Origin of the sequence: Paenibacillus lautus (genome assembly GCF_050482385.1) — a bacterium.
GTDB classification, from domain to species: domain Bacteria; phylum Bacillota; class Bacilli; order Paenibacillales; family Paenibacillaceae; genus Paenibacillus_AQ; species Paenibacillus_AQ lautus_B.
Genome location: NZ_JBCNHV010000001.1, coordinates 637,421 through 659,138 on the forward strand (window position 1 = coordinate 637,421; position 21,718 = coordinate 659,138).

At 46.4% G+C, this 21,718-nt stretch carries 19 protein-coding genes and 1 pseudogene; 11 read left to right on the forward strand and 9 right to left on the reverse strand.

Annotation, left to right across the window (positions count from 1 at the left end):
- Positions 1–112: 112 nt before the first annotated feature.
- The 3 genes and pseudogenes from ABEW73_RS03000 to ABEW73_RS03010 all read right to left on the reverse strand — a co-directional run bounded on the left by ABEW73_RS03000 (position 113) and on the right by ABEW73_RS03010 (position 3,237).
- On the reverse strand, positions 113–718 hold the full coding sequence (locus ABEW73_RS03000; protein ID WP_430172249.1) for a YitT family protein: 606 nt from the start codon (positions 716–718) through the stop codon (positions 113–115).
- A gap of 229 nt (positions 719–947) precedes the next feature.
- A pseudogene (locus ABEW73_RS03005) lies at positions 948–1,814 on the reverse strand (phosphosulfolactate synthase).
- A 112-nt stretch (positions 1,815–1,926) separates the two neighbouring features.
- On the reverse strand, positions 1,927–3,237 hold the full coding sequence (locus tag ABEW73_RS03010) for an MFS transporter (protein ID WP_430172156.1): 1,311 nt from the start codon (positions 3,235–3,237) through the stop codon (positions 1,927–1,929).
- Positions 3,238–3,437: 200 nt separating this feature from the next.
- Between ABEW73_RS03010 and ABEW73_RS03015 the strand changes: the two genes are divergently transcribed.
- The 4 genes from ABEW73_RS03015 to ABEW73_RS03030 all read left to right on the forward strand — a co-directional run bounded on the left by ABEW73_RS03015 (position 3,438) and on the right by ABEW73_RS03030 (position 6,244).
- Entirely contained in the window at positions 3,438–4,166 is a 729-nt protein-coding gene (locus ABEW73_RS03015) for a 2-phosphosulfolactate phosphatase (RefSeq protein ID WP_430172158.1), read from the forward strand.
- A gap of 91 nt (positions 4,167–4,257) precedes the next feature.
- Positions 4,258–4,641, forward strand: coding sequence for a hypothetical protein (locus ABEW73_RS03020; RefSeq protein ID WP_430172160.1), 384 nt, complete (start codon positions 4,258–4,260; stop codon positions 4,639–4,641).
- The gene (locus ABEW73_RS03025; protein WP_430172162.1) at positions 4,638–5,906 is read left to right on the forward strand and encodes a DNA polymerase IV; all 1,269 of its coding nucleotides are present in this window, start codon (positions 4,638–4,640) and stop codon (positions 5,904–5,906) included. The genes ABEW73_RS03020 and ABEW73_RS03025 overlap by 4 nt, the downstream gene beginning before the upstream one ends.
- Entirely contained in the window at positions 5,903–6,244 is a 342-nt protein-coding gene (locus ABEW73_RS03030) for a YolD-like family protein (RefSeq protein WP_430172165.1), read from the forward strand. Before ABEW73_RS03025 ends, ABEW73_RS03030 begins: the two co-directional genes overlap by 4 nt.
- A 107-nt stretch (positions 6,245–6,351) precedes the next feature.
- On the opposite strand, the gene ABEW73_RS03035 is transcribed toward ABEW73_RS03030, so the two are convergent.
- Positions 6,352–6,906 (reverse strand): TetR/AcrR family transcriptional regulator, encoded by a 555-nt coding sequence (locus ABEW73_RS03035; protein ID WP_430172167.1) that lies wholly within the window; start codon positions 6,904–6,906, stop codon positions 6,352–6,354.
- Between the two features lie 143 nt (positions 6,907–7,049).
- On the opposite strand from ABEW73_RS03035, the gene ABEW73_RS03040 reads away from it, so the two are divergent.
- The 7 genes from ABEW73_RS03040 to ABEW73_RS03070 all read left to right on the forward strand — a co-directional run bounded on the left by ABEW73_RS03040 (position 7,050) and on the right by ABEW73_RS03070 (position 15,985).
- On the forward strand, positions 7,050–8,015 hold the full coding sequence (locus ABEW73_RS03040) for an SDR family NAD(P)-dependent oxidoreductase (protein WP_430172169.1): 966 nt from the start codon (positions 7,050–7,052) through the stop codon (positions 8,013–8,015).
- Between the two features lie 292 nt (positions 8,016–8,307).
- Positions 8,308–9,261, forward strand: coding sequence for an ABC transporter permease (locus tag ABEW73_RS03045; protein WP_430172171.1), 954 nt, complete (start codon positions 8,308–8,310; stop codon positions 9,259–9,261).
- Between the two features lie 12 nt (positions 9,262–9,273).
- The gene (locus tag ABEW73_RS03050; protein ID WP_098748361.1) at positions 9,274–10,203 is read left to right on the forward strand and encodes a carbohydrate ABC transporter permease; all 930 of its coding nucleotides are present in this window, start codon (positions 9,274–9,276) and stop codon (positions 10,201–10,203) included.
- Between the two features lie 90 nt (positions 10,204–10,293).
- Positions 10,294–11,790 carry an ABC transporter substrate-binding protein gene (locus ABEW73_RS03055; protein WP_430172173.1) on the forward strand — a complete coding sequence of 499 codons (1,497 nt, stop codon included), beginning with the start codon at positions 10,294–10,296 and terminating at the stop codon, positions 11,788–11,790.
- A gap of 138 nt (positions 11,791–11,928) precedes the next feature.
- On the forward strand, positions 11,929–13,674 hold the full coding sequence (locus ABEW73_RS03060; RefSeq protein ID WP_430172175.1) for a sensor histidine kinase: 1,746 nt from the start codon (positions 11,929–11,931) through the stop codon (positions 13,672–13,674).
- Positions 13,667–14,428 (forward strand): response regulator transcription factor, encoded by a 762-nt coding sequence (locus tag ABEW73_RS03065; protein ID WP_430172177.1) that lies wholly within the window; start codon positions 13,667–13,669, stop codon positions 14,426–14,428. The genes ABEW73_RS03060 and ABEW73_RS03065 overlap by 8 nt, the downstream gene beginning before the upstream one ends.
- A gap of 30 nt (positions 14,429–14,458) precedes the next feature.
- Positions 14,459–15,985, forward strand: coding sequence for an ABC transporter substrate-binding protein (locus ABEW73_RS03070; RefSeq protein WP_430172179.1), 1,527 nt, complete (start codon positions 14,459–14,461; stop codon positions 15,983–15,985).
- Between the two features lie 115 nt (positions 15,986–16,100).
- On the opposite strand, the gene ABEW73_RS03075 is transcribed toward ABEW73_RS03070, so the two are convergent.
- From ABEW73_RS03075 to ABEW73_RS03095, 5 genes are all read right to left on the reverse strand, one after another.
- The gene (locus tag ABEW73_RS03075) at positions 16,101–16,532 is read right to left on the reverse strand and encodes a DnaJ family domain-containing protein (RefSeq protein WP_430172181.1); all 432 of its coding nucleotides are present in this window, start codon (positions 16,530–16,532) and stop codon (positions 16,101–16,103) included.
- Positions 16,533–16,644: 112 nt separating this feature from the next.
- Complete coding sequence (locus ABEW73_RS03080) at positions 16,645–17,271, reverse strand: ABC-2 transporter permease (protein ID WP_430172183.1); 627 nt, start codon at positions 17,269–17,271, stop codon at positions 16,645–16,647.
- Positions 17,264–18,130 carry an ABC transporter ATP-binding protein gene (locus tag ABEW73_RS03085; protein ID WP_430172185.1) on the reverse strand — a complete coding sequence of 289 codons (867 nt, stop codon included), beginning with the start codon at positions 18,128–18,130 and terminating at the stop codon, positions 17,264–17,266. Before ABEW73_RS03085 ends, ABEW73_RS03080 begins: the two co-directional genes overlap by 8 nt.
- The gene (locus ABEW73_RS03090) at positions 18,127–18,510 is read right to left on the reverse strand and encodes a GntR family transcriptional regulator (RefSeq protein WP_430172252.1); all 384 of its coding nucleotides are present in this window, start codon (positions 18,508–18,510) and stop codon (positions 18,127–18,129) included. The genes ABEW73_RS03085 and ABEW73_RS03090 overlap by 4 nt, the downstream gene beginning before the upstream one ends.
- A gap of 196 nt (positions 18,511–18,706) precedes the next feature.
- Positions 18,707–21,496: an OmpL47-type beta-barrel domain-containing protein gene (locus tag ABEW73_RS03095; protein WP_430172187.1), complete on the reverse strand. Its 2,790-nt coding sequence runs from the start codon at positions 21,494–21,496 to the stop codon at positions 18,707–18,709.
- Positions 21,497–21,718: the final 222 nt, after the last annotated feature.

Sequence of the window (21,718 nt, forward strand, 5' to 3'; positions counted from 1 at the left end):
TCCGAGATCTCGGAGGTCATCTTTTTACTTCTTGCCTTAATAAATCTTTTGTTTCACCGCCCAAGTAGATACCTTCTATGGTCATTGACCAAAATTTGAGGTTGCGGTAGAATCACTTTTTGCGCCAAGCGGGTTGATAGACTGACTTCGGGGGAGGAAACTGGTGAATCCAGTTAATGATCCGGGTTGACACCCACTGGCATACAACCGCAAGGATAATAATTTTCCAATCGATCACATAGGCCGTGAAAGCGAATATGATTCCATTCATCCAGAACAAGGAAGTACCGGGGTTGATTCTTTTATATTTGTAAATGGCCAAGGCAACATACCCGATTCCCCCATTCGATACCCTCTGCCTTATGAGGATGGCGACACCTGTTCCGAGAATAACCGAGCCGAATAGCAGATCAATCCATACGTTGCCGAACGGGGGTTCTAAGTAAACCTCAAAGAAATTAACGGAAACGGAAGTTACTGTTATAACAAATATGGTCCCGAAGGCACTGACACCGTCAAGATAAGGAACTGTAAAGGCGAGGAATATAAAATTGGCTAACCACAGTCCAAGACTCATTGGGATCTCGAACACATGGTTCAGAAGCACCGCGATCCCAGCACCTCCCCCCGAAGGAATGGCGTGAGGAAACAAGAACATTGCCATGGCAAAACCTTGAATGATGGAGCCTGCGGTAATGAAGAAGAGTTTTTTAGAAATAAGACGAAAGAAAAAAGGAGGCTTTCGCCCAAGTATGATCTGTAAGTTCACACGGAATCATCCTTCATAGATTAGAGTAACAAGCCAGTCCTGCTTGTTTAGTGTATGCTTGTTCCCTGAAGGGGATACCGGGATAAATCTCATTCACGAAATTATGTATAGGCTGACTCTGGAGATATCCATAGGCAGCCTTCTAGTATTTATCGTTCTTTTGTGGTTTGGTCTATGTTTAAATCACGTAACAAAATCCATCCGTATGTTTCTCTCTCACCCCGAGTTCAAACGTATCTTGACGAAGTCCCCGGCGCATCGTTTCAAGGGAAAGCACTTCGGTGGGTTGGATATTCCCCAAATGCACATTAGATCCAAATTAGCGGAGAAGCATCGCTTGCTGCTGCTTCAGAGGTGCCTCCCAAATCAGCTTTCTTGCATCCGATACGTAGTCGATGATAGTATTTATCATTTCTTCCTGGCACTCGCCTTGCTTATCGAAAATACCTACACCTAGTCCTGACTCGCGCGCTTCAACGATGATAAATTCGGCGCCTACGTCCAAATCCGCTTCCATCGTATACGCGAGCATTTCGGCTTCGATGCGGGAACCGGATTGCTTTTTACCATATTCCGTAAACACCCGAAGTCCGCGTTGTTTACCTTCCCGGATGAGCTCCGTTCGTTTTTTTCGCGACATCTCAATCGTGCCGTCAGATACTTCTATAGCGTTAAATCCAAGACGGCATACGGTATTAAAAAATGCGGGGACGGCATCTTGCTGCACGGCTGTCTCAAGCAAGGTCCCTCCGGGCATGACCGTGATTCCATGTTGTTTGGCTAGATTGATCTTATATAGCAGCATTTCCATTTTATAAAGCGGAGCCGTCCCAAAACCGAATTTGACGCAATCGATGTAATCCGAAGCTGTCTCGATCACATCTGTAAACATGTTTCTACCCAGGCCTTTATCAATAACCATCGTCATCCCGCGTTCCATGACCCCGTAGGTGTCGTGGTCTTTTTTGCCGTGTTCGGGATTTTCGCGCAGCCCGCTCGGATCACATATCTCCATGGGCCAAACTGTTCGCAGGGAACTGTTCATTTTAGGATCTCCTCAATTCTTTTTGATGTAGTCGTTTAATCCAATGACATTGGCATAATATGCTCATGCCCATTGACAGGTGCCCATCTTTTTGCAATAAGCGATTTGTCCGTCATCCGATCTGCCGAGGCGGCTTAATCAAAAAGAACACCAAACCTAAAGCAACCAAAGATAGTGAAGACACGGTTATAAAAACAACATGATTCGATTTATCCATCATCCACCCGAATAAAGGGGGACCTGCTGCAACCCCCAAAAATCGCAAGCTATTATAAAGGGACGTAATCATTCCTCGCTCACTTTTCTCAACAGCGCCGGTGATCATTGTATTTAAGCAAGGAAGAAGCATTCCGGTTCCGATGCAGCTGACTGTCAGCAAGCCGATAAACACGTAAATGTTGTTAAGAAAGAAAAGTGTAGCCGCCAGAGAAAGGGTCATGACAATCAGCCCGATATTCATCAGCCAACGAATCAGCACACCATTTTTCTTGATCAAGCTTCCAGTCGTATAGGAAGTGATCACCATCCCGAGTAATGGAATGGCCAATATCAAGCCCTTCTTGACCCCGTCAATGTGGTAAGGCTTTTCTTCAAGAATGTTGGATAAATAAAATAGTACGCCAAACAAAATGAATAGCCCTAGCGAACCGGCAAAAAAAGAAGTGATAAGCCAGCGGCCTTTTTCTTTGAAGATATCTTTGATTTTTCCAAGGTATTTCCCTAGTTCTTGCCTTGAATGCTGTTTCGATTCTTTGATCATAAAAATGACGGCCAACAACGATAACGCGCAGAACACGGGAAACGCGAAGAAGGAAGCATACCACACGATCAGCATAAGCAGAGAGCCGATGATCGGACTGAGTACCTTCCCTGCGCCATTGGAGGCTTCGATTAGGCCTAGTGCCTTGCTTTCGGTCCCGCCGTCGTATAAATCGCCGACAAGCGCCATGGCAATTGGTGCTGTTCCGGCGGCTGCAAGCCCCTGAATCGCCCTCGCAGAGATAATCACCGCAAATGAGTTCCAAATGGCTCCGAATCCTGCCAAAATACCGGCGGCTCCATATATGATCAAGGCGGGTATAATAATAATTTTGCGTCCATATCGATCTGACAAATAACCAATAATCGGAATAAACAAGCCTGCTGCCAAGGAGAAAATTGTGATGATCAAGCTGCTTTGGAATTTACTGATACCCAGTTCCCTTTGCATCTGAGGAAGCCCTGGGACTAGCATGGAATTGCCGAAAACGAGCACGATCGGGATTGTCGCCAGTGCGATAAATTCCCACACTTGACCCTTGGAGCTGTTAGAAGATTTTGATTTTTCGGAAGATTCGCTGTCTTTTGTCTCCGCGGAGTCGGTCTGCGGGTCGATATCGCTAGTAAAGCTGATGTTCAGTTTTCGCTTCTTGGTCTTCTCCATGGTATCACTCCTCGGACTTGAAGTTCGTTTATAATTGGCCCTTTTCTTTATTAGTACATGCTTCCTAATTATCACCACATCCGAATTTAATATTCCTTCATTGCTGCCGAATCCTTGGAGGATTTGAGCACTCCTTGGATTTGGGCAAATATACTGTTACTAAAATAGCCCAAGTATGCCGGGTGAAAGGGGTTTGCTGCATGCCGATACAGATTATCCAAGGACATCATCCTACATTGGAAGCATCACACATCAATGTCGTAATTGATGTTATAAGGGCTTTTACCGTAGCGCACTATGCCTTTATCAATGGGGTTCAGGGTATCATTCTGGCAGGAACTCTAGACGACGCCTTGCGTCTAAAGAAAATCTATCCTGACTTTTTATTGGCGGGAGAGATACAGGGTCTGCCGATTCCGGGGTTTGAACTGGACAATTCGCCTGTACGTTTACACAACTTGGATCTTCGGGAGAAATTTCTAATCCAGAAGACAACCAACGGGGTTACAGCAACCCTAAACGCATTGAGTACCGAGCACCTATTCGTTACCGGATTCACCAATGCAAGAACAACAGCAGAGTTTATAAAGAGAAGTTTATTAAAAGAAGACAACATGATGATTAATTTAATTGCTTCGCATCCGTCAGGGGATGATGATCTGGCCTGCGCACAATATATATCGGAGATTCTCCAAGACACTAACCGTATATCTGCCGAGGAAACCATTGAACGGATTCGAAAGTCAGAGGCGGCCGAGAAATTTTACGATAATGAAAAACCGGAATTTTTACAGGAGGATATTTCGTTTTGCATTCAAGAGCTCCCATCCGATTTTGTAATGAAAGTAAATCTTAATAAAAACAATCCGTTGATTGAAAGGTTCCAGGTGGGGTCTTTAATCCCTCATCATGATGGGTACCGCTTGTGACCATCATCATAAGGGTATAATTTACATTGATAAAAGAACGAATGTTCGCATATAATACAAACAAACGTTCCCGTCAATGAGGTGGTTAATGATGTTGAGTATTGGGTTGAAACCAGATGAAACCCAACTGGTGAAGGATTATATTTTATTGCCCCTTTTACTTGATGTGTTAGAGCATGACCGTTCGATCCTATGTAGAGCGGATTTAAAGACCTTGGAGCTAACGAATGCAATCATCGACCATTTGCAGGCAGCCGCATTGTCCGATTTAGCTCAGGCTCGGAGAAAAATGCGTGAATACGCCATTAAGGTTTACGAGGATCGAAAAACAAAGCTTGGCATTGAGGTTGAATTCATCTGCAGAGGGTATCATCACAAGCTGTCTATATTGTGGGGGCTGATTGAGGCAGAGATCGAGCAGAGATCGTACACCTACCTGGGGCTACAAATTGCAGATAAGGGGAGTTCGTTGTGAAATCATCTAACCGAGTCATCATGTTAGGGGATTGCCAGTCCTTTTATGCATCTGTTGAGAAAGCAGACCACCCGGAGTATAAAGATCGCCCTTTGGTTGTTGCCGGGGATCCGGAAAGACGTTCAGGCATCGTGTTGGCTGCTTGTCCGCGTGCTAAAGAAAAAGGAATAACGACGGCCGAGAGATTAGGGGAAGCACTGTCAAAGTGTCCGGATCTTGTCGTCATTAAACCCAGGATGCAGAAGTATATTGACGTTTCGATGCAAATCACGGAGATATATAAGAGCTATACCGATTTAGTTGAGCCTTATAGCATCGATGAGCAATTTTTAGACGTTACCGGTTCACTGCACCTGTTCGGCACACCCGATGAGTTAGCCACAACCATTCAGCGTCATGTCCTGGATGCTACGGGTGTTAACGCTCGTTTCGGCATCGGTGAAACCAAAATCCTTGCTAAAACCGCCTGTGATAACTACGCCAAGAAAAATCCGTCCGGCATCTACACGTTGTCGAAGGACTCGCTTGCGGATACCCTTTGGAAACTGCCCGTTAGCTGTATGTTTATGGCCGGCAGCAAGATGACCCGCCACTTTAACGTTATGGGCCTGCCCACAATCGGCAGCGTGGCTCAGACGCCTCTTGCCAAATTGAAGCAGATGATGCGCCGTAAATTCGGTAAAAATTCCGATATCTCAGCCGAGATGTACTGGCGAATTGCCAACGGAATCGATGATAGCCCGGTAAGGCCAGGCACTCACCAGGTTGACCCTAAATCGGTTGGACACATGATGACCCTCCCTCGGGATTATACCAAGCTGGAAGAAATCAAGGTTGTGCTGCTTGAGCTGACCGAGTTGGTTTGCCAGCGATGCCGTGGCCTTGGTTTTATGGGGCATGTTGTGTCGGTCGGTTGTATGGGGGCAGACTTTGACCGCCCTACGGGATTTAGCCGACAGATGAAGATGGAGGATCCATCGAATATTACGAATCAGGTTTACCGCTGGGCATGCCGACTGCTTGAAACGTATTGGGACGGCCTGCCGATTCGGCGGGTCGGTATTAGCTTGTCACAGTTTTCTCCGGATACGGAATACCAATTGTCATTGTTTGATACAGGACGGGAGCGGTCGATGGCACTTGAACGGGTGACCGATGCCCTAAAAAGTAAATACGGGAATTCGGTTGTGATCCGAGCCGTATCCAAAACAGACGCAGGCCAAGCGCTGGATCGATCAGCCAAGATAGGAGGACACTATAAATGACAACACGAAAAAAGCTTGAGGGTAACGGGCTGTGGGAATCCAGTCGGATGATGCTGCCGGAACACAAAGAAACCATCATTCGCAGGCAACTGGAAGAGGGCAGGAAAGACCGACCAACGCTGGATCCACAAGAAATGGATTTAATCGAGAGTGCGCTCGCCGAGTCATTTCATGAACACCGCATGATTACCGTGAGGCTGTTCGATGAATATGAGGACACGGAATTGACAGGAATTGTCGTGCTGATCCACACGTTTAGACGGGAGATCAAACTGTCCATGGCCGAAGAGGAATCGCGTTGGATTAAAATTGATGAGATCCTTTCGGCAGGATCATGATTTATAAAACTAAACCCAGTGTGAGATGAACACACATTAAATACCTCTGATCTCGATCAGAGGTATTTATGTTACTGCAAATGGGTTTAAACTCGATGCTTGCTCTCCTAAATAAAAATCAAATCGAGAAAAGAATCGACAAGATGGGTTGGATGATCCAGTCCCTTTTCAGATTCCGTATGCTGGGCTGAATTCAATTCAACCAAGCCATGAATGAACGCATACATGATGGCGGTTGATTCGGTTGGGGATTTCCGAAGATTTTCTGCCTCTTCTAAACACTTTTCTACAAGCTTAAATATCTCAAAAGCAGAATGATAAAGATCAGGGTATAACTCCTTATCCCATTGCTTTCGGAACATCAAGCGGTAATGCTCCTGATTGTTGATGCCAAATTCAAAATACGTACACAAAATAGCATATATAAGTTTTCGCGAATCGTTTATGCTTTCCATTGTTTTTCGAATAGTGCTGGTCAGCATATCAAAATTTTCAACCGCAACAGCCGCCAGCAAGTCTTCCTTACTTTTGAAATGTCTGTACATGGCACTGCGGGACAAGTTCATTTCTTTACCAAGCTCGCGCATGCTGACAGCATCAATGCCTTGTTGATCAATCATTTGTCTGGTGATATGAATCAGCTTTCGTTTGGTATCGTTCATAGTATCCTCTTAAGATATGGATTGTAATTTCATGTCCTAAATTTTACACCAATGCTGTTGACAGTGTCAACTTTACAGGTATATAATCACCGTATGTTGACACTGTCAACGTATGAAATACCAAAATAGGAGCGTGGTTGGGAATGAGTCCACAGAAACAAACGGTGATCATAACAGGCGGGAACTCTGGTTTAGGATATGAATGCGCTAAGATAATAGCTAGGCATGACAAAAGTTATCATGTGGTGATTGCCTGCCGCGATGCTGCTAAAGCCAATCAAGCAGTAGATGCGTTAATTCAAGAAAGCAATAATAAAAACATATCCTTCTTGGAGCTCGATCTTTCATCTTTGGCATCCATAAGAGGTTTTATAAGCAAGTTTGCACAAATGGATTACCCGCCTTTATATGCACTTGTATGCAATGCAGGCGTACAGTTTATCGATAAAACGCATTATACGAAAGATGGGTTTGAAGCTACCTTTGGCGTAAATCATCTTGGACATTTTCTCCTGGCTAATATGCTGCTTGGACAAATAACGCAGTCCGGCAGAATCGTGTTAGTCAGCAGCGGAACCCATGATCCATTGAAAAAGACAGGAATGCCTGCACCTGATTTTGTAGATCCCCAAATATTAGCCTATCCTGACCAGGCGAGCTCGAGCGAAGCTATATCTCTCATTGGCAGACGGCGCTACACGACTTCAAAGTTATGTAATTTATATTTCGCCTACGAGTTGGCCAATCGAATAAAGCAGCAAACCCAAAAGAATATTACCGTAAATGCTTTCGATCCGGGAATGATGCCAGGCACGGGCCTTGCTCAAAGCTATACGCCGGTTATGAGATTTGTTTGGAACTATCTAATGCCTGTTTTAACGCTATTTTACCCTAACGTGAATACGGTGCGTCAGTCCGGGAAAGCTTTGGCTGCTCTAGTAACCGATAGCAAGTTTAACCAAACGACAGGGAAATATTTTGAAGGTACGAAACAAATAAAATCCTCCGAGCTTTCTTATAACAATGAAAATAGGAAACAGTTATGGGAGGCTAGTGTAGCGTTAACCAATTTGAATCAAACGGAGACGATTTTAGAAACAGGGTTTTAAGCCTTATAGAAGGTCTAACTGAATGGAATTGAAACCAAGGAAAAACCTCCTGATTATCGGCTCAGAGGTTTTTTCGTTCTGAATCCAGTTTGATCACCAACCTGGAATCAATGGAATTCGTAACCATGTTCTGTCAATCCTCTGTCAATCCTCTGTCAATCGAATCCTCCGAATCTAACGTTTGTTGACTATAGTATCAAGTTTGTTATCTGGAAGCATCGAATCCTCCTCTTATACAATAAAACTAACAAGTGCACCGACAAGCGAGATTACACCGTAAGGAGTGACAAACATGAGCTCGAAAGCCGAACCCAGAAAACGAAAGCGCTTACGAATACGCTGGCACAAGCAGGATACGGAACTAACCCTCTTGGCGCTGCCGACCACGATTTGGTACATCCTGTTTAGTTTCTTACCGATGTTCGGGATCATTATCGCCTTCAAAAATTTTAAGATTAGTGGCGGCTTCTTGAGCAATGTGTTTAACAGTCCATGGGTCGGCCTCAAAAACTTCGAATTTTTGTTCAAATCAAATGACGCTTGGATCATTATTCGAAATACCATTGGCTACAACATTGTGTTTATCGTGCTAGGAATCGTTCTGCCCGTTCTATTCGCGATTATGATCGGACTCCTCCACAGCCGCAAAGCGAGCAAGGTCTATCAGACGATGATGTTCCTCCCCTATTTCCTATCCTGGGTAGTCGTATCTGCGGTAGGCTGGGCATTCTTAAGCTTCGATAAAGGGATTGTCAATCAAATGCTCGTCAATATGGGCAGCGATCCGATTAACTGGTATATGGAGCCGAAATATTGGCCATTGTTCTTGATTCTCTTGAATGTCTGGAAGGGCCTGGGCTATGGCATGGTCATTTATTTAGCAACCATCACGAGCATTGACAGCACCTATTATGAAGCAGCTGTTATTGATGGCGCTTCGATTTGGCAGCAGACGAGATTTATTACACTGCCCATGCTCAAGCTGGTGATCGTCATGATGTTCATCCTGGCCGTCGGGCGGATATTTTACACTGATTTCGGCTTGTTCTATCAGGTCACGCGAGATTCCAATTCGCTGTTCAACGTGGCAACCACCATCGATGTCATGGTGTATAAACAGCTGAAAACCGCCACCGTAGGGATGGCATCCGCAGCCGCATTCGTACAGTCTGTTCTGGGATGCGCAACGATTCTAATTGCTAACTGGATTGTTCGCAGAATCGATCCGGACAGCGCGATGATGTAAGGAGGCAAGACGATGACACCGAAAACTACTTACGAGACAGGCCTTGAGAAGTTTAACCGTACAAACAAAGCCGTCAACCTGTTCTTCAACTTGATATTTATCATCTTGGCCCTGCTCTGCGTCATACCCGTAGTTGTTGTTCTGTCCATTTCCTTCTCCAGTGAGGAGTCCATCCGTGAGACCGGATATCACCTGCTCCCGGTTGCTCTGTCGGCTGAGGCATACGTCTATATCGTTAAGCAGGGAACGATGATTCTGCGAGCGCTCGGGGTATCCGCCCTCGTTACCGTGGTCGGTACCGTGCTCGGCGTATTGCTTACCGCCTCCATGGGTTATGTGCTCTCTCGCCCAAACTACAAGCTGAGGGGCTTTCTGACCTGGGTGGTATTCATCCCCATGGTGTTCAATGGCGGCTTGGTGTCCAGCTACTTCATTAATACCAATTTATTAGGACTTAAAGATAGCATCTGGGCACTTATTCTACCGCTGGCTGTTTCATCGTTCAACGTGATTATATGTAAAACCTTCTTCAAGAGCACGATTCCCGATGGGCTAATCGAATCTGCTGAAATCGATGGCGCAAGCCAGCTGCGAATCTTCTTCTCTATCATCCTGCCGATCTCGCTGCCGGTCATCGCAACCATCGGACTGTTTCTCTGCTTTGCTTACTGGAATGACTGGTTCCAATCCATGCTGTATATCGACAACCAGAACCTGTATTCCCTGCAAGCACTGCTCAACAGCTTAATGAGTAATGTAGACGCACTCGCGAAGAATGCAGCAAGTATGGGCGTCAGCTACGCCATGCTCGTTGCCACGATGCCGAAGGAATCAGCCCGTATGGCTGTCGCCATTCTCATCGTGCTGCCCGTAGCATTTGCCTACCCTTTCTTCCAGAAGTATTTTATTTCCGGATTGACGGTCGGCGCCGTGAAAGGCTAATGACGAAATAAGCCAAGAAAAAACTTGGTTTATGATAGATCACACTGTACAACTCTTAAGCGATTTAACTTCAATAAGGGGGAATTTGGAATGAAGAGAGCATTTAAGTTCATCTCTACACTGTGCGTACTGGCACTCATGTTAACCGCTTTAGCAGCCTGCGGCGGCTCGAAATCTCCAGCTGCGACGGATGGATCCAAGGCGGCAACAGACACACCGAAGGAGAACACCGAAACAAGCAAGGATATTCCGACGTTGACCTGGTGGACCATCGGGGGCCAAGTGCCGAACAATTTCAGCAAAGCGGTTGATGCCATGAATGCCTACACGGCCGATAAGATTGGCGTGAAGGTTGACATCAAGGTAGCCAGCTGGGGAGAATGGGATACCAAAATGAACACCATCGTGAATACCGGCGAGCCCTTCGACATCATGTTCACGAACAGCGGTAAATACAGCAAGCAAGTAGCTATGGGCGCATTTGCCGATATTACGGATCTGGTTCAGAGCGAAACGCCCGACTTGTACAAACTGATTCCCGAGAAGGTATGGGAAGGCACAAAAATCGGCGGCAAGTATTATTCCGTTCCGACGTACAAGGATTCAGCGCTAACGCAGTACTGGGTATTCGATGATAAGTATGTGCAAAAGTACGGCATCGACATGAATAATATCAAAACGCTGCAGGATCTGGATAAACCTCTCCATGACATGAAGGCTGGCGAAGGCAAAAGCTTCTATCCGCTGCCAATGACGCAAGGCGAAGGCTTGAACGGTTTCTTTAACGAATATGACGATTTAACGCTAGGCTTCCCTCCTATCGGCGTAAAAGCGGACGATGCAGCACGCACGGTGGTCTCTGTTCTCGAGCAGCCGGATGTCATGGCCAATCTGAAGCTCCTGCACCAGTGGTATCTAGATGGCATCATCAACCCGGATGCTCCGACGAAAACGGAGAACGATAAAGGCAGACCGTTCTTTGCAGCCCAGGCATTCCCGGGAGCCGAGGTCAGCTGGCAAATCAATGACGCCGTTGAAAAGTATAATATGGTTCAGCATTATGGTCCTATCTATACCACCAGTACGATCCAAGGCTCGCTCAATGCGATTTCGGCAAATTCGAAATATCAGAAGGAAGCCTTGAAATATCTTGAATTAGTGAACACGGATCCTAAACTTCGCAATATGCTGGCATTCGGCGAGATAGGCGTAGACTACAACAATGTCGATGGCGAAAAGGTGATTGAGCGCACATCCGATACTTGGCCGCTGGCTGCTTACACACAAGGCACATTCTTTAATTTGGCGGTGACCAAAGGCGCTCCTGAAGATCAATGGGAACAGGTTAAAAAGCTGAACGATGCAGCGACCTCCTCTACGATCCTAGGCTTTGCGCTGGACATCACCGAGCTTCAGACCGAAGTAGCGAATTGCCAAGCGGTATGGGATAAATACAAATATGAGCTGATCACGGGCGCATCCGATCCGGAGAAAATGGTGCCGAAGATTACGGCTGAATTAAAATCAGCCGGCATGGACACGATTATGCAAGCTGCCCAAGAGCAAATCAACAATTACTTCAAGTAAGTTTTACATTCAACGCATCCCTTAATGAGGCTCTCTTAAGGGGTGCTTTTTCCTTACGATCTATGAAGCTAGGCGTTAATCGTGTTAAATTGAGATATAGCAACTTGTTTCAACGACCTGCTGCAATCGAGGTGTCATATGGGCTCTTTTTTGCAAATCAAAATTTATCGTCACAAGTTTATTGCCTATGTCATCTTCGTCGTGGCCATTGGGATCACGCTTGGTACGCTGACCTGTGCCCTGCTGCTGAATCAATGGGTTGGTAACTCCCGGATCGAGGCGGCTAATGCCTTCTCGCGTATAGAGAATGAGCTGCAGTATGATGCTGACCGCATTGAGGCTTACATGCAGCGTATTTACTCCAATACAGGTCTGATGGATGATGCGCGCAGCTTTTTAAGCAGCAGTGCTGAGGGATACTTAACCCGCAGGCTGCAGAACAGCCAATTCTCACAGCCGCTGGTTTCTTTTCCGGAGGATGTTAAGACTTATCTGTACAGCTGGGCGCAGGGTGAAATCACGCAGATAAGCACGCATACCGACAAGTATGGCAATGTCGTCCGTTTTAATGATAACGGAATTGAAAGTTTTACCTTCGGGCTTCCGAATACGGATGAAACTTTTCGCGACACCCTGATGAAGGGATTCGTATATCGCAAGAAACTGTCGGATCCCACGTCAGGTCCCCAGGAATTCGGTGAGCTGCGCTTCCTGGTCAGCAGTGAGCAAATCTTTAAATCCGTTCAAAACTTCCGATTGGGTAATGCGGCTGCAGTTAGTCCTTCCGGTGAAATATATCTGATCGGTAACGGACAGGACCAGGACCTGGAAGAACTATCCCGACTAGCAGCGTCGAATGGACGCGGTCACGGCATTATTTCTAAAGGTATTTTGAAGCATATCTTTTTTGTCTCCTTTCCATCCACCAAGTTTAATTTCAAATTCGTCAGCATCATCGATTTATCCATGCTCATCCGTCAGCATGCCGGGATGCTGATCACCATCTTTCTGATCGTATTGACGGCCATGATTAGTGTGCTTCTGCTCATTGCCTACAATATGCGGGATGATGCCCTCTTCCTGCGCCGCATCATTCAATCGATTGGACGCGTGAAGATGGCCAATTTTACACCGAACCGCCCTGCCCGCTACCGTCGGAATGAATACGGCATGATCGCCCGGGAATTGGACGATATGATTCAGCAGCTGGATAAGCATATCCGTAATGAATATCTGTTAAAGATCAAACAGCAGGAAACTGAAATGAAAGCGCTTCAACATCAAATTAACCCGCATTTTTTATACAATACGTTAGAGGTTATCCGCTCCACGGCTCTTGTTAATCAGGACCGGGACACCGCTGACGCCATTGCAACGCTGGGGACACTCTATCGTGAAATCGTCAAAAAAGAAAATATCATTTCGATTGCCAGCGAGCTGGAATTGCTGCAGAAGTACTTGGAGATTATGGAGTTTAAGTACCCCGAGCGCTTTTATTATCAAGTCAATGTAGAGCCGGCGCTGCTCCTCATCCCTACCGTAAAATTCTGGATGCAGCCTTTGGCTGAGAACTTTTTCATCCATGGCTTTAACGCAAATCATGAGTTTAATTTGTATGTCGTTAATGGCTTTGAAGCCGAAGACTGCTATGTACTGGAATTCGTGGACAACGGACGCGGGATTCCTCCGGAGCATTTACGGACCGTTCAAAGCACACTGTCTAATCATGATGAACCTTCTTCCAATAGTATCGGACTGCGCAACGTATATACGCGCCTTCACTTTTTCTACGGGAGCGGCTTTTCGATCGAGATTGCGAATAATGAGGAAGCTGGAGTCAACATTTCCGTGCGGATTTCTAAAGAGGTGATTGAACATGTATAAACTGATGATTGTGGATGACGAACCTCAGATTTTGGAGGGAATGAAGCGAATCCTGGATTGGAAGCAATACGGATTTGGCCGGATCGAAACCTGTGAATCCACGGAGGAGGCCATGTCCAAAGTGGTTGACCTGCTGCCGGATGTCGCCATATTCGATGTTTGCATTGGCAAGGAGCTTGGATATGAAGCGATCCGCAGGCTGAACGATTTTCAAATCCCTACGAAATATATCATCATGAGCGGCTATAGTGAATTTACCTATGCTCAGGAAGCCATTCGCTGTGGCGTCAAAGATTATCTGCTCAAGCCCATAGAACGCACCAAGCTGCAGCAAGTGATTGAGAAGATCATCGTCGAAGATCTGGGCGGTTCGATAGGCAACAGGAATAGCGAAAGCCTGAACACGGACCCGGTATTAGGTGTAAGCTATGACAGCTTATCCAAGCTGGTCAACCGTATTCTGCTGATGATCAGGACAGAGTATGCTCAGAATATCACCTTGAAATCCGTAGCGGAGCGTTTTCAGATGAACAGCACCTACCTTGGTCAATTGTTTCTTAAAGAAACCGCCATGAAGTTTTCCGAATACCTTATGGCTTACCGAATGCTCCTTGCACAAGAGCGAATTCAATCGACAGATGAGAAGATTTCCTACATCGCATTTTCCGTCGGCTACAACAATCTCAACTACTTCTATACGCACTTTCACAGCTTTTTCCGAAAATCTCCTTCTGAACTGCGGGGAAAAGGGTAACAGCGAACGCGGAGAAAAAGGGGGATACCGATGATGTTTAAGCACCCAAGAAGGCCCAAACGCATCTTCATGATCATCAGTCTCATATTGATGCTCACATCCTATACAACCGGCTGCTTCCGGCAGCCTGGATACAACAACGAAACATATGATGGGGACACGGTAAACCTGATCTATTATACCATCGGAGAGCCTGACAAGGATCTGCAGCTCGTCAATGATAAAATCAATGAAATCATGGCTCGTAAAATCGGTGTAACGATCACCTATGTCAAGGTGAGCTGGCAGGAGTATGAGGATCGGCTGAACACGCTGATATCCGCCGGAAGTCCATTTGACATTGCGTTTGCACCCAATTATGCAACCACCGCGATGCGCGGCGCCTGGCTGAAGCTGGATGACTACCTTGCCGGCCTGGGCAAGGAAATGTACGACGCGATTGACCCTACCTTTTGGCAAGGGGTACGTATGAACGATGGCAGCATTTACGGTGTGCCGACCAATAAAGAGTTAGCCGTGCTTGATCAGTGGATGTATCCCGCTTCCATCGTGAGTAAGTACAATATCGATATTACCAAGTACAATACACTGGAATCGCTTGAACCGCTGCTTCGGATGATTCATCGGGAAGAGCCGGCCTACATCCCCATGGAGCTGGATCGGGATTCCCACAATTTCTTCGCTCTCCATGGATACGAATATATTATGAACCATAAATTGCCCTTAATGATCAAATCATTGGACCCTAGTGCTCAGGTGGTGAATATCTTCGAAACCACGGAAGCGCGGCAGGTACTGGATACGTTAAGGCGTTATTACAAGGAGGGTTTCATTAATGAGGATGCGGCCCTGCGAGAGCCGGGAGGACTTAAACGAGGGGCCAAAGTGTTCTGGAAGTCCTCAGGCGGCGGTCCGCTCTCGGAGACAACTTGGAGTAAGGATCGCGGCTACAAGATTGTAGCGAATCCTGTAACCCCAAGCACCGTCACAACGGAATCCGTCCGCGGCGGCATCATGACCGTGAATGCCAATACCAAGCATCCGGTAGAATGCATTCAATTTCTGAATTTGCTCAATACGGACCCGGAAATCCGAAACTTATTTAACTATGGGATTGAAGGCGTGCACTACACACTGGATGAACAAGGGCAAGTCGTTCTAAATACAGGCAAGGACAGCAATGGCGACCCGATTCCGGATGCGCCTGCAAGCCGCTATTCAGGAGTACAGTACACGCAGGGGAATTGGTTTATCCTGAAAACCATGGGCGGCGAAAACCCGGATCCCCTCGACAAATGGGATCAATTTCGCAAGTATAACGCTGGCGTCGTCAAGTCCAATGTACTCGGCTTTACACCTGATCTATCCAAGCTGACCGTCCAAACCGATAACATCGAGATGGTCTGGCATAAATATTATCCTAGCCTCATGACAGGCTCCGTCGATGTGGATACGATCCTCCCCAAGTTTAACGAGGAGCTGAAGCAAGCCGGCTTGGATGACGTACGACAGGAAGTGCAGAAGCAGCTGGATGCTTGGCGGGGTGAAATGAAGTGAGTATGGACCCTATTCAAAAGAGACCCTGAAGCGGATAACTTCAAGGTCTTTTTCGCCGTTTGTTATCTTGGTCCCCTGAATGGTAACTGGGAAGAAGCACATTTGAGGTAATTAGCTACTCCCATTTATCGTAGGCTGCATGCAAATTGACTTCGGACAGGAGTCCTTTTTGCAGCTGTGGATTCGGAACCATTCGATTGTATTTTATAATCTTTTGATTGATGGCCTCGAACTCTGTCTCCGGAATCGCATTCGACTCCGGGCGCTCCAAGAGCCGCTTGATGTCGGCGGCGATTTCTTTTCTCAGCTCCACCCATGCCGGCTGATAATTCGCGTTCTTCATGATCCCGGTTAGAACATCCCCGTCTTCGATCTTAATCGGCTTTCCCTTTAATGGTGAGTCGTCAAAGCCGCCTTCTCTGGCAAATTTGTCGATGGCCGATTCCAGAAGCCCGCTGCTGGTCGACATGGTGCGTCGTTCCTTTTCTTCACTTTGATCTTCTTCGGGAGCAAGAGCTGATTCTTTTGGGTCATCGTTCAAATCCATTCAGTCACCTCCATTTTTACAACTCATATGAAACTCGTAGTCATTCTTTCGGCAAAAGAAAGGCTATTCCTTCTTTGTATTCACACTTTCATCATGCATCCCGCGGGGACTCTTACAAGTCTTTTCTAGTAAACAGGCTTATCGTTAAGAAATAGGAAGCGATGAATACAACTACGATACCCATTAGAATAAGAAGCAATGTTTGATCGGTAATGAGACCTTTCTCGCTCACCATATTCATTAGCACCGCTGCAGGTTGTGCCAGAATAATTAAGGAGACCATGAACACTGCATTGATAATTCCGGCTCCTTTTTTACTAAGTGCGTAAAAAAGAGGCATATAGATAGAAATTAGAACAAGCAGCATTCCTACTGAAACCAATATGGACAATACCGTATAGTCTGGCTTTTCAAGCTGTGGGAATGAAAGCTTAATGAGCCAGTGAATCCCGTAAGAAGCAATGACTCCAAACAATGTATAGATGATGGCTGTTATGTATTTGGCTTGCACAATATGTTTGCGACTAATCGGCAGCGTGACCAGAAATTTATGGTTATTGTTTTTGATATCGATCATCGTAGCTAGAATAATGGAGCCGAATGCCGTATAGATTCCTACAAAATAAATAGACATTTCACTTTTGGGGATAAAAGCGAAACTGAATACAGCGAGATAAAGAAGAATCGTCCACAGCGAGCTTTTTAAAGCGATGAAGTCTTTACGAAGCAAATTAAGCATGAACTCGTCCTCCCTTGGCAGTGAAATACATGATGTCTTCTAAGGATGGTTTTTCTAAAATAGCATTATTGCCAAACAGCTGCGCGGCCTTGCGTCTATTATCTACTAAGCCCTCAAAACCAAGCGCCGTCTCACGAATCCCGATAAATTCCTTTCGAATATCCGAATCAATCAGTTGTAAGTCGCCCTTCACGATCGCGTATCTCTCAAGCACATCATCTTTCGCTTCATTGAATACGAGTTTTCCGCCATTGACGAAAGTAATATAGTCAGCAATGCGGTCCAAATCCGTCGTAATATGTGTCGAGAAAATAATCGTGTTTTTTTCGTCCTGCATCATATCCGCAAGCAGATCGAGCATTTCCCTTCTGAACACAGGATCGAGTCCAGAAGTCGGCTCATCCATGACCAGGAGTTCAGCCTCATGGGATAAGGCAATGGCAAGGGAGAGTTTGATCTTCATTCCCTTAGATAAATCTTCAACCTTCTTCTTAGGAGACAATTCGAATTGTTCGAGGTAGCGGTTAAATTTCTTTTCATTCCAATCGCTGTAAAAAGGTGCAATCATTCTCTTCGTATCACGAATCGTAAGATGCTCATAATAGAAGCAATCATCTGAGACGATGCCGATGCGCTGTTTAATGTCGACTTCATGTTTAGGCATATCCAGGCCGAGTATTTTTACACTGCCGGAATCGGGACGAATCATGCCGAGCATCATCTTGATTAAGGTGCTTTTACCAACACCATTCGGACCAATGAGTCCAGTAATGTAGCCTTGTTTCACATCCAGAGATACATGATCGACTTTGAAAAGAGGGTATGTTTTTGTTAAATTTCGTAATTCGATTGCATTCATGGCGTTTGTTCCTCCTCGAACAGTAAAATCAGATGATCGATTACATCTTGTTGGCTCATGTTTAATTCCTTGCTTTCTCGAATGATATTCATCATTTTCTCTTCTAATCGCTTCATGCGCTGCTCCCTGATGAAATCTTTATTTGCCCCTGATACGAAACACCCCTTGCCTACGACCGAATCGATTAGTTTTTCGTTCTCCAATTCTTCATAGGCACGCTTAGTCGTAATAACACTAACCTGCAAATCCTTAGCAAGCTGCCTTATAGAAGGGAGACTGTCGCCTGCGCGCAATTCTCCGCTCAAGATACTCTGTCTAATCTGGCTCATAATCTGTATGTAAATCGGATCGCTCGATGCGTTGGATAATATGATTTTTATGCCGTTCACCTCACTGCTGTTAATTAAGTGCATAGTGTATATATATAATATATACACTGTTCTTTCTTGTGTCAATTCATCCATCTGGGCAGTTATTGTTGTCAACGCTCGCTTACCGGATTTGATCGCTTTAAATGAACTAAAGCAACCACCCCTTTTGTCAGGAGCGGTTGCTTTAAGTTTAAACACCGTAATGTTACTGGAGTGCCGATGCATCCCGAATCAAATAGGCTGCTGCTTCCGTTGAAATATGCTTCCCCGTTTGGGCGCGGACTTGATTTATAAAGGCTGTGATATTCCCTTTTGCGGCCTTCGTAGCAAGGCTGTTCGCAATACCATGGTTGTCAATCCATCCCTGTTCAGCAAATCGATATACAAGCTCTTCCAGACTGTTGAAACTAGTGACGATTTTGAAATTCACCTCTTGAACGGATTCGTTACCAGCCAAGTCGGCTGCCCGTATTGTCAGCGTATGCTCGCCAAGAGGTAGACCGAATAATAGAAGAGCGGAATTATGATTTACTTGCTCACCGTCCAGAGTTACCGCAATACGATCGGAATCTGTGCCTGACCATTCGTCCTGAACTTCAAAGGCTAGCTCCAAATCATGCGCACTGCTGATTTCTTCGGGAATATCCGATTTCCAATGGATTACGGGTCCCTCTTGATCCACATGCAACTGGATCGTTCGCGGGAGTTCTTCATTGCCGGCTTTGTCGACGGATCGATAAGTAAACACGTGACGACCGTTATCAAGCACTTGCAATGGCGAACCATCGTAGTTGATCCAGCTTACACTTTCATCCCAGGAATATTGCGTGGATTCAAGGCCGGATCCTTCATCGCGGGCCGATAATGCAACTTCCAACGGGTTCACGTACCAACCGTTTTTTCCGTCCGGTTGATCTGGCGTGACTGCGATATCCGTCACTGGCGGCTCGGCATCTTCTTCTCCGACATTGGAGACGGGAATCATGTACATTCGGGTTTCTTGCGCATAATAGATGTTTTCGTCATCCCCCAAGGTAAAGAGTGCAGATTGGATTCCCAGTTCTTTATGCTCCATCGTATCGGGATTCAATATTGTCAATTGACCGTAGAGGTCGGTATAGAGCAGGCCATCGTTCCCCCATCTGAGGTGGATCGGCCTCCATATCCCATAGTCGGTGACACCTGGATAAATGACCTTGCTTTTAACGACCTCCTGCGTCCCAGGGTCCACCGCAAACAGAATGCCGTCTGCTGCTGCCCAGAGGAGTCCGTCTTTATCGAAGGTCAGCCCGCTAATCATGATCGGGGATTTCATGGCGCCCGGAATATCAGGCGTGAATTCGCTAAGCTTTTCTCCACTAACGGCATCCCACACAAACATTTTCGCTTCCGACTCGGTTGGATCGATTCCGAGGCCACCTTTGATGCTGGTCGAGCCGTAAATCTTGCCGTCCCGATAAACCAAGCCCACAATGCTCTGGTTCCGCACAACATGGCGATGAACATCAAACGTATTCGAGGCCGGGTCGTACGCAACGAGCGCTCCGCCCAATTCTCCGTAATACGGGATAGTCCCGAAGTAGATTTTGCCTCCGCCGGTAGTCTGAACATAAGGACGATCCTGGTCTTCCTCCATGTAGAATAAGGATTCCGGATTGAGGTTCGGTTTGTTCGGATCCGTTTGAACGGGAAGCGTCGTATCCAGTTTGCGAATCTCCGCTTTGGGATAAATGCCAAAGTATACGTCATTCCCGAGCGAGCCGATGCTTTCAGCTTGGCCCATCGGATACGTCGAATGAATACGCGTAACGGGGTCGAAGACTCCTCCCAATGCGGAGGTCATGCCGCTTGTATAGATTTTGCCGTCCGGTCCCTTCTCCAAAGCCTGTATAAGCGTAGGTTGTCCTTCGGCAACCGCAGGCAGGGTCTTATGAATGCCGGACTCGAAGTTGAACAGTGCCGCCTTCCCTCCGAATTGGATCGTCACTAAGGTCTCGCCGGGAAGCTCCGGATCATCCGGAAAACGAACCCAGCCGGCAGAGCGGAAACCAGTTCCATAGGCAATACCCGTATCCGTGACCTGCTGCGTCGTCATGTCAAAGGCTTGAACTTTCCGATTTTGGACGAAATACACCTTTCCTTCGCGTTCGGGCGACACATCCAGGCCGCCGTATCCGCTGTATACCTCATCCAGCCAGACGCCCCTCGCCATATCGTATATAATCAATGCGGTTGTTCCATTGCCGTTTAAGTAAGTGAAGAGGTAATTCCCCCTGGCATCCAGGCCATACACAAACGGGAGACTGCTTACGCCCGGTACGTCCCGAATCGGCAGCTCCGCCTTATCCCCGGTAACCGGATCGAGCTTGACGATATGGCCTATCGTTCCGATACCTGCATACACAATACCATCCGCATATGCAATGGAACGAACATACCCTTGCCCTTCTACCATGGTTCCGTAATCCGTGAACAAGTTCGACTTAGAATCGAATTTAAACACTTTGGCGTTTGGATAGGTTCCACCGTATACATTGCCTTGCTCATCCGTGATCAGTCCCCAAATGGAGGTCTCGCCAGGAATCGCGGGCCCCAAATCATCAAGCTCTTTGGTCTGGGGCGAATATCGGTACACCTTGGATTGACCTGCTATATATAGCGTTCCATCTGGAGCAATGGTTTTAGCCCATGAGCTGTCTGCGTCTGGAAGAGGGATCGTCCGGAGCAGTTTATTGTCCACGAGGTCAATGACGTTTAACATGGCCGGCTTTCCGTTCACCGTGGTATACATGACGTCACGACCATCCTCTTGACCATAAGCGCTTTCAAAAATGGCAACCTGCTGAATTGGCGCCCCCACGGAAACAGGATTTCCGAATTGTTTGTTCATTGACGATTGAGCTTCCACAGGCGCCGGTTGCAGCGAGGACAAACCTAATAGCGTTATCGTAAGTATGATCAACTGGGTTTTGAAAGGCGCGATACGTAATTTCATCAAACTTCCCCTTTCGAATATGGTTTAACCTATGCGTTTGGTAAAAACGATCGCCCCTCCTCTCAATGAACTTACAGGACGAAACGAGTATGGACCTATGTTCGTACTTGCTGATCATTGTAAAAATACGCAAGGGTTCCGTAAATGTCTCATTTTCAGTGAATTTGATTTTCTTCCGGGTTAGACTTGTGGAATCCATAAACATCCCTCCAGCATGGAGGA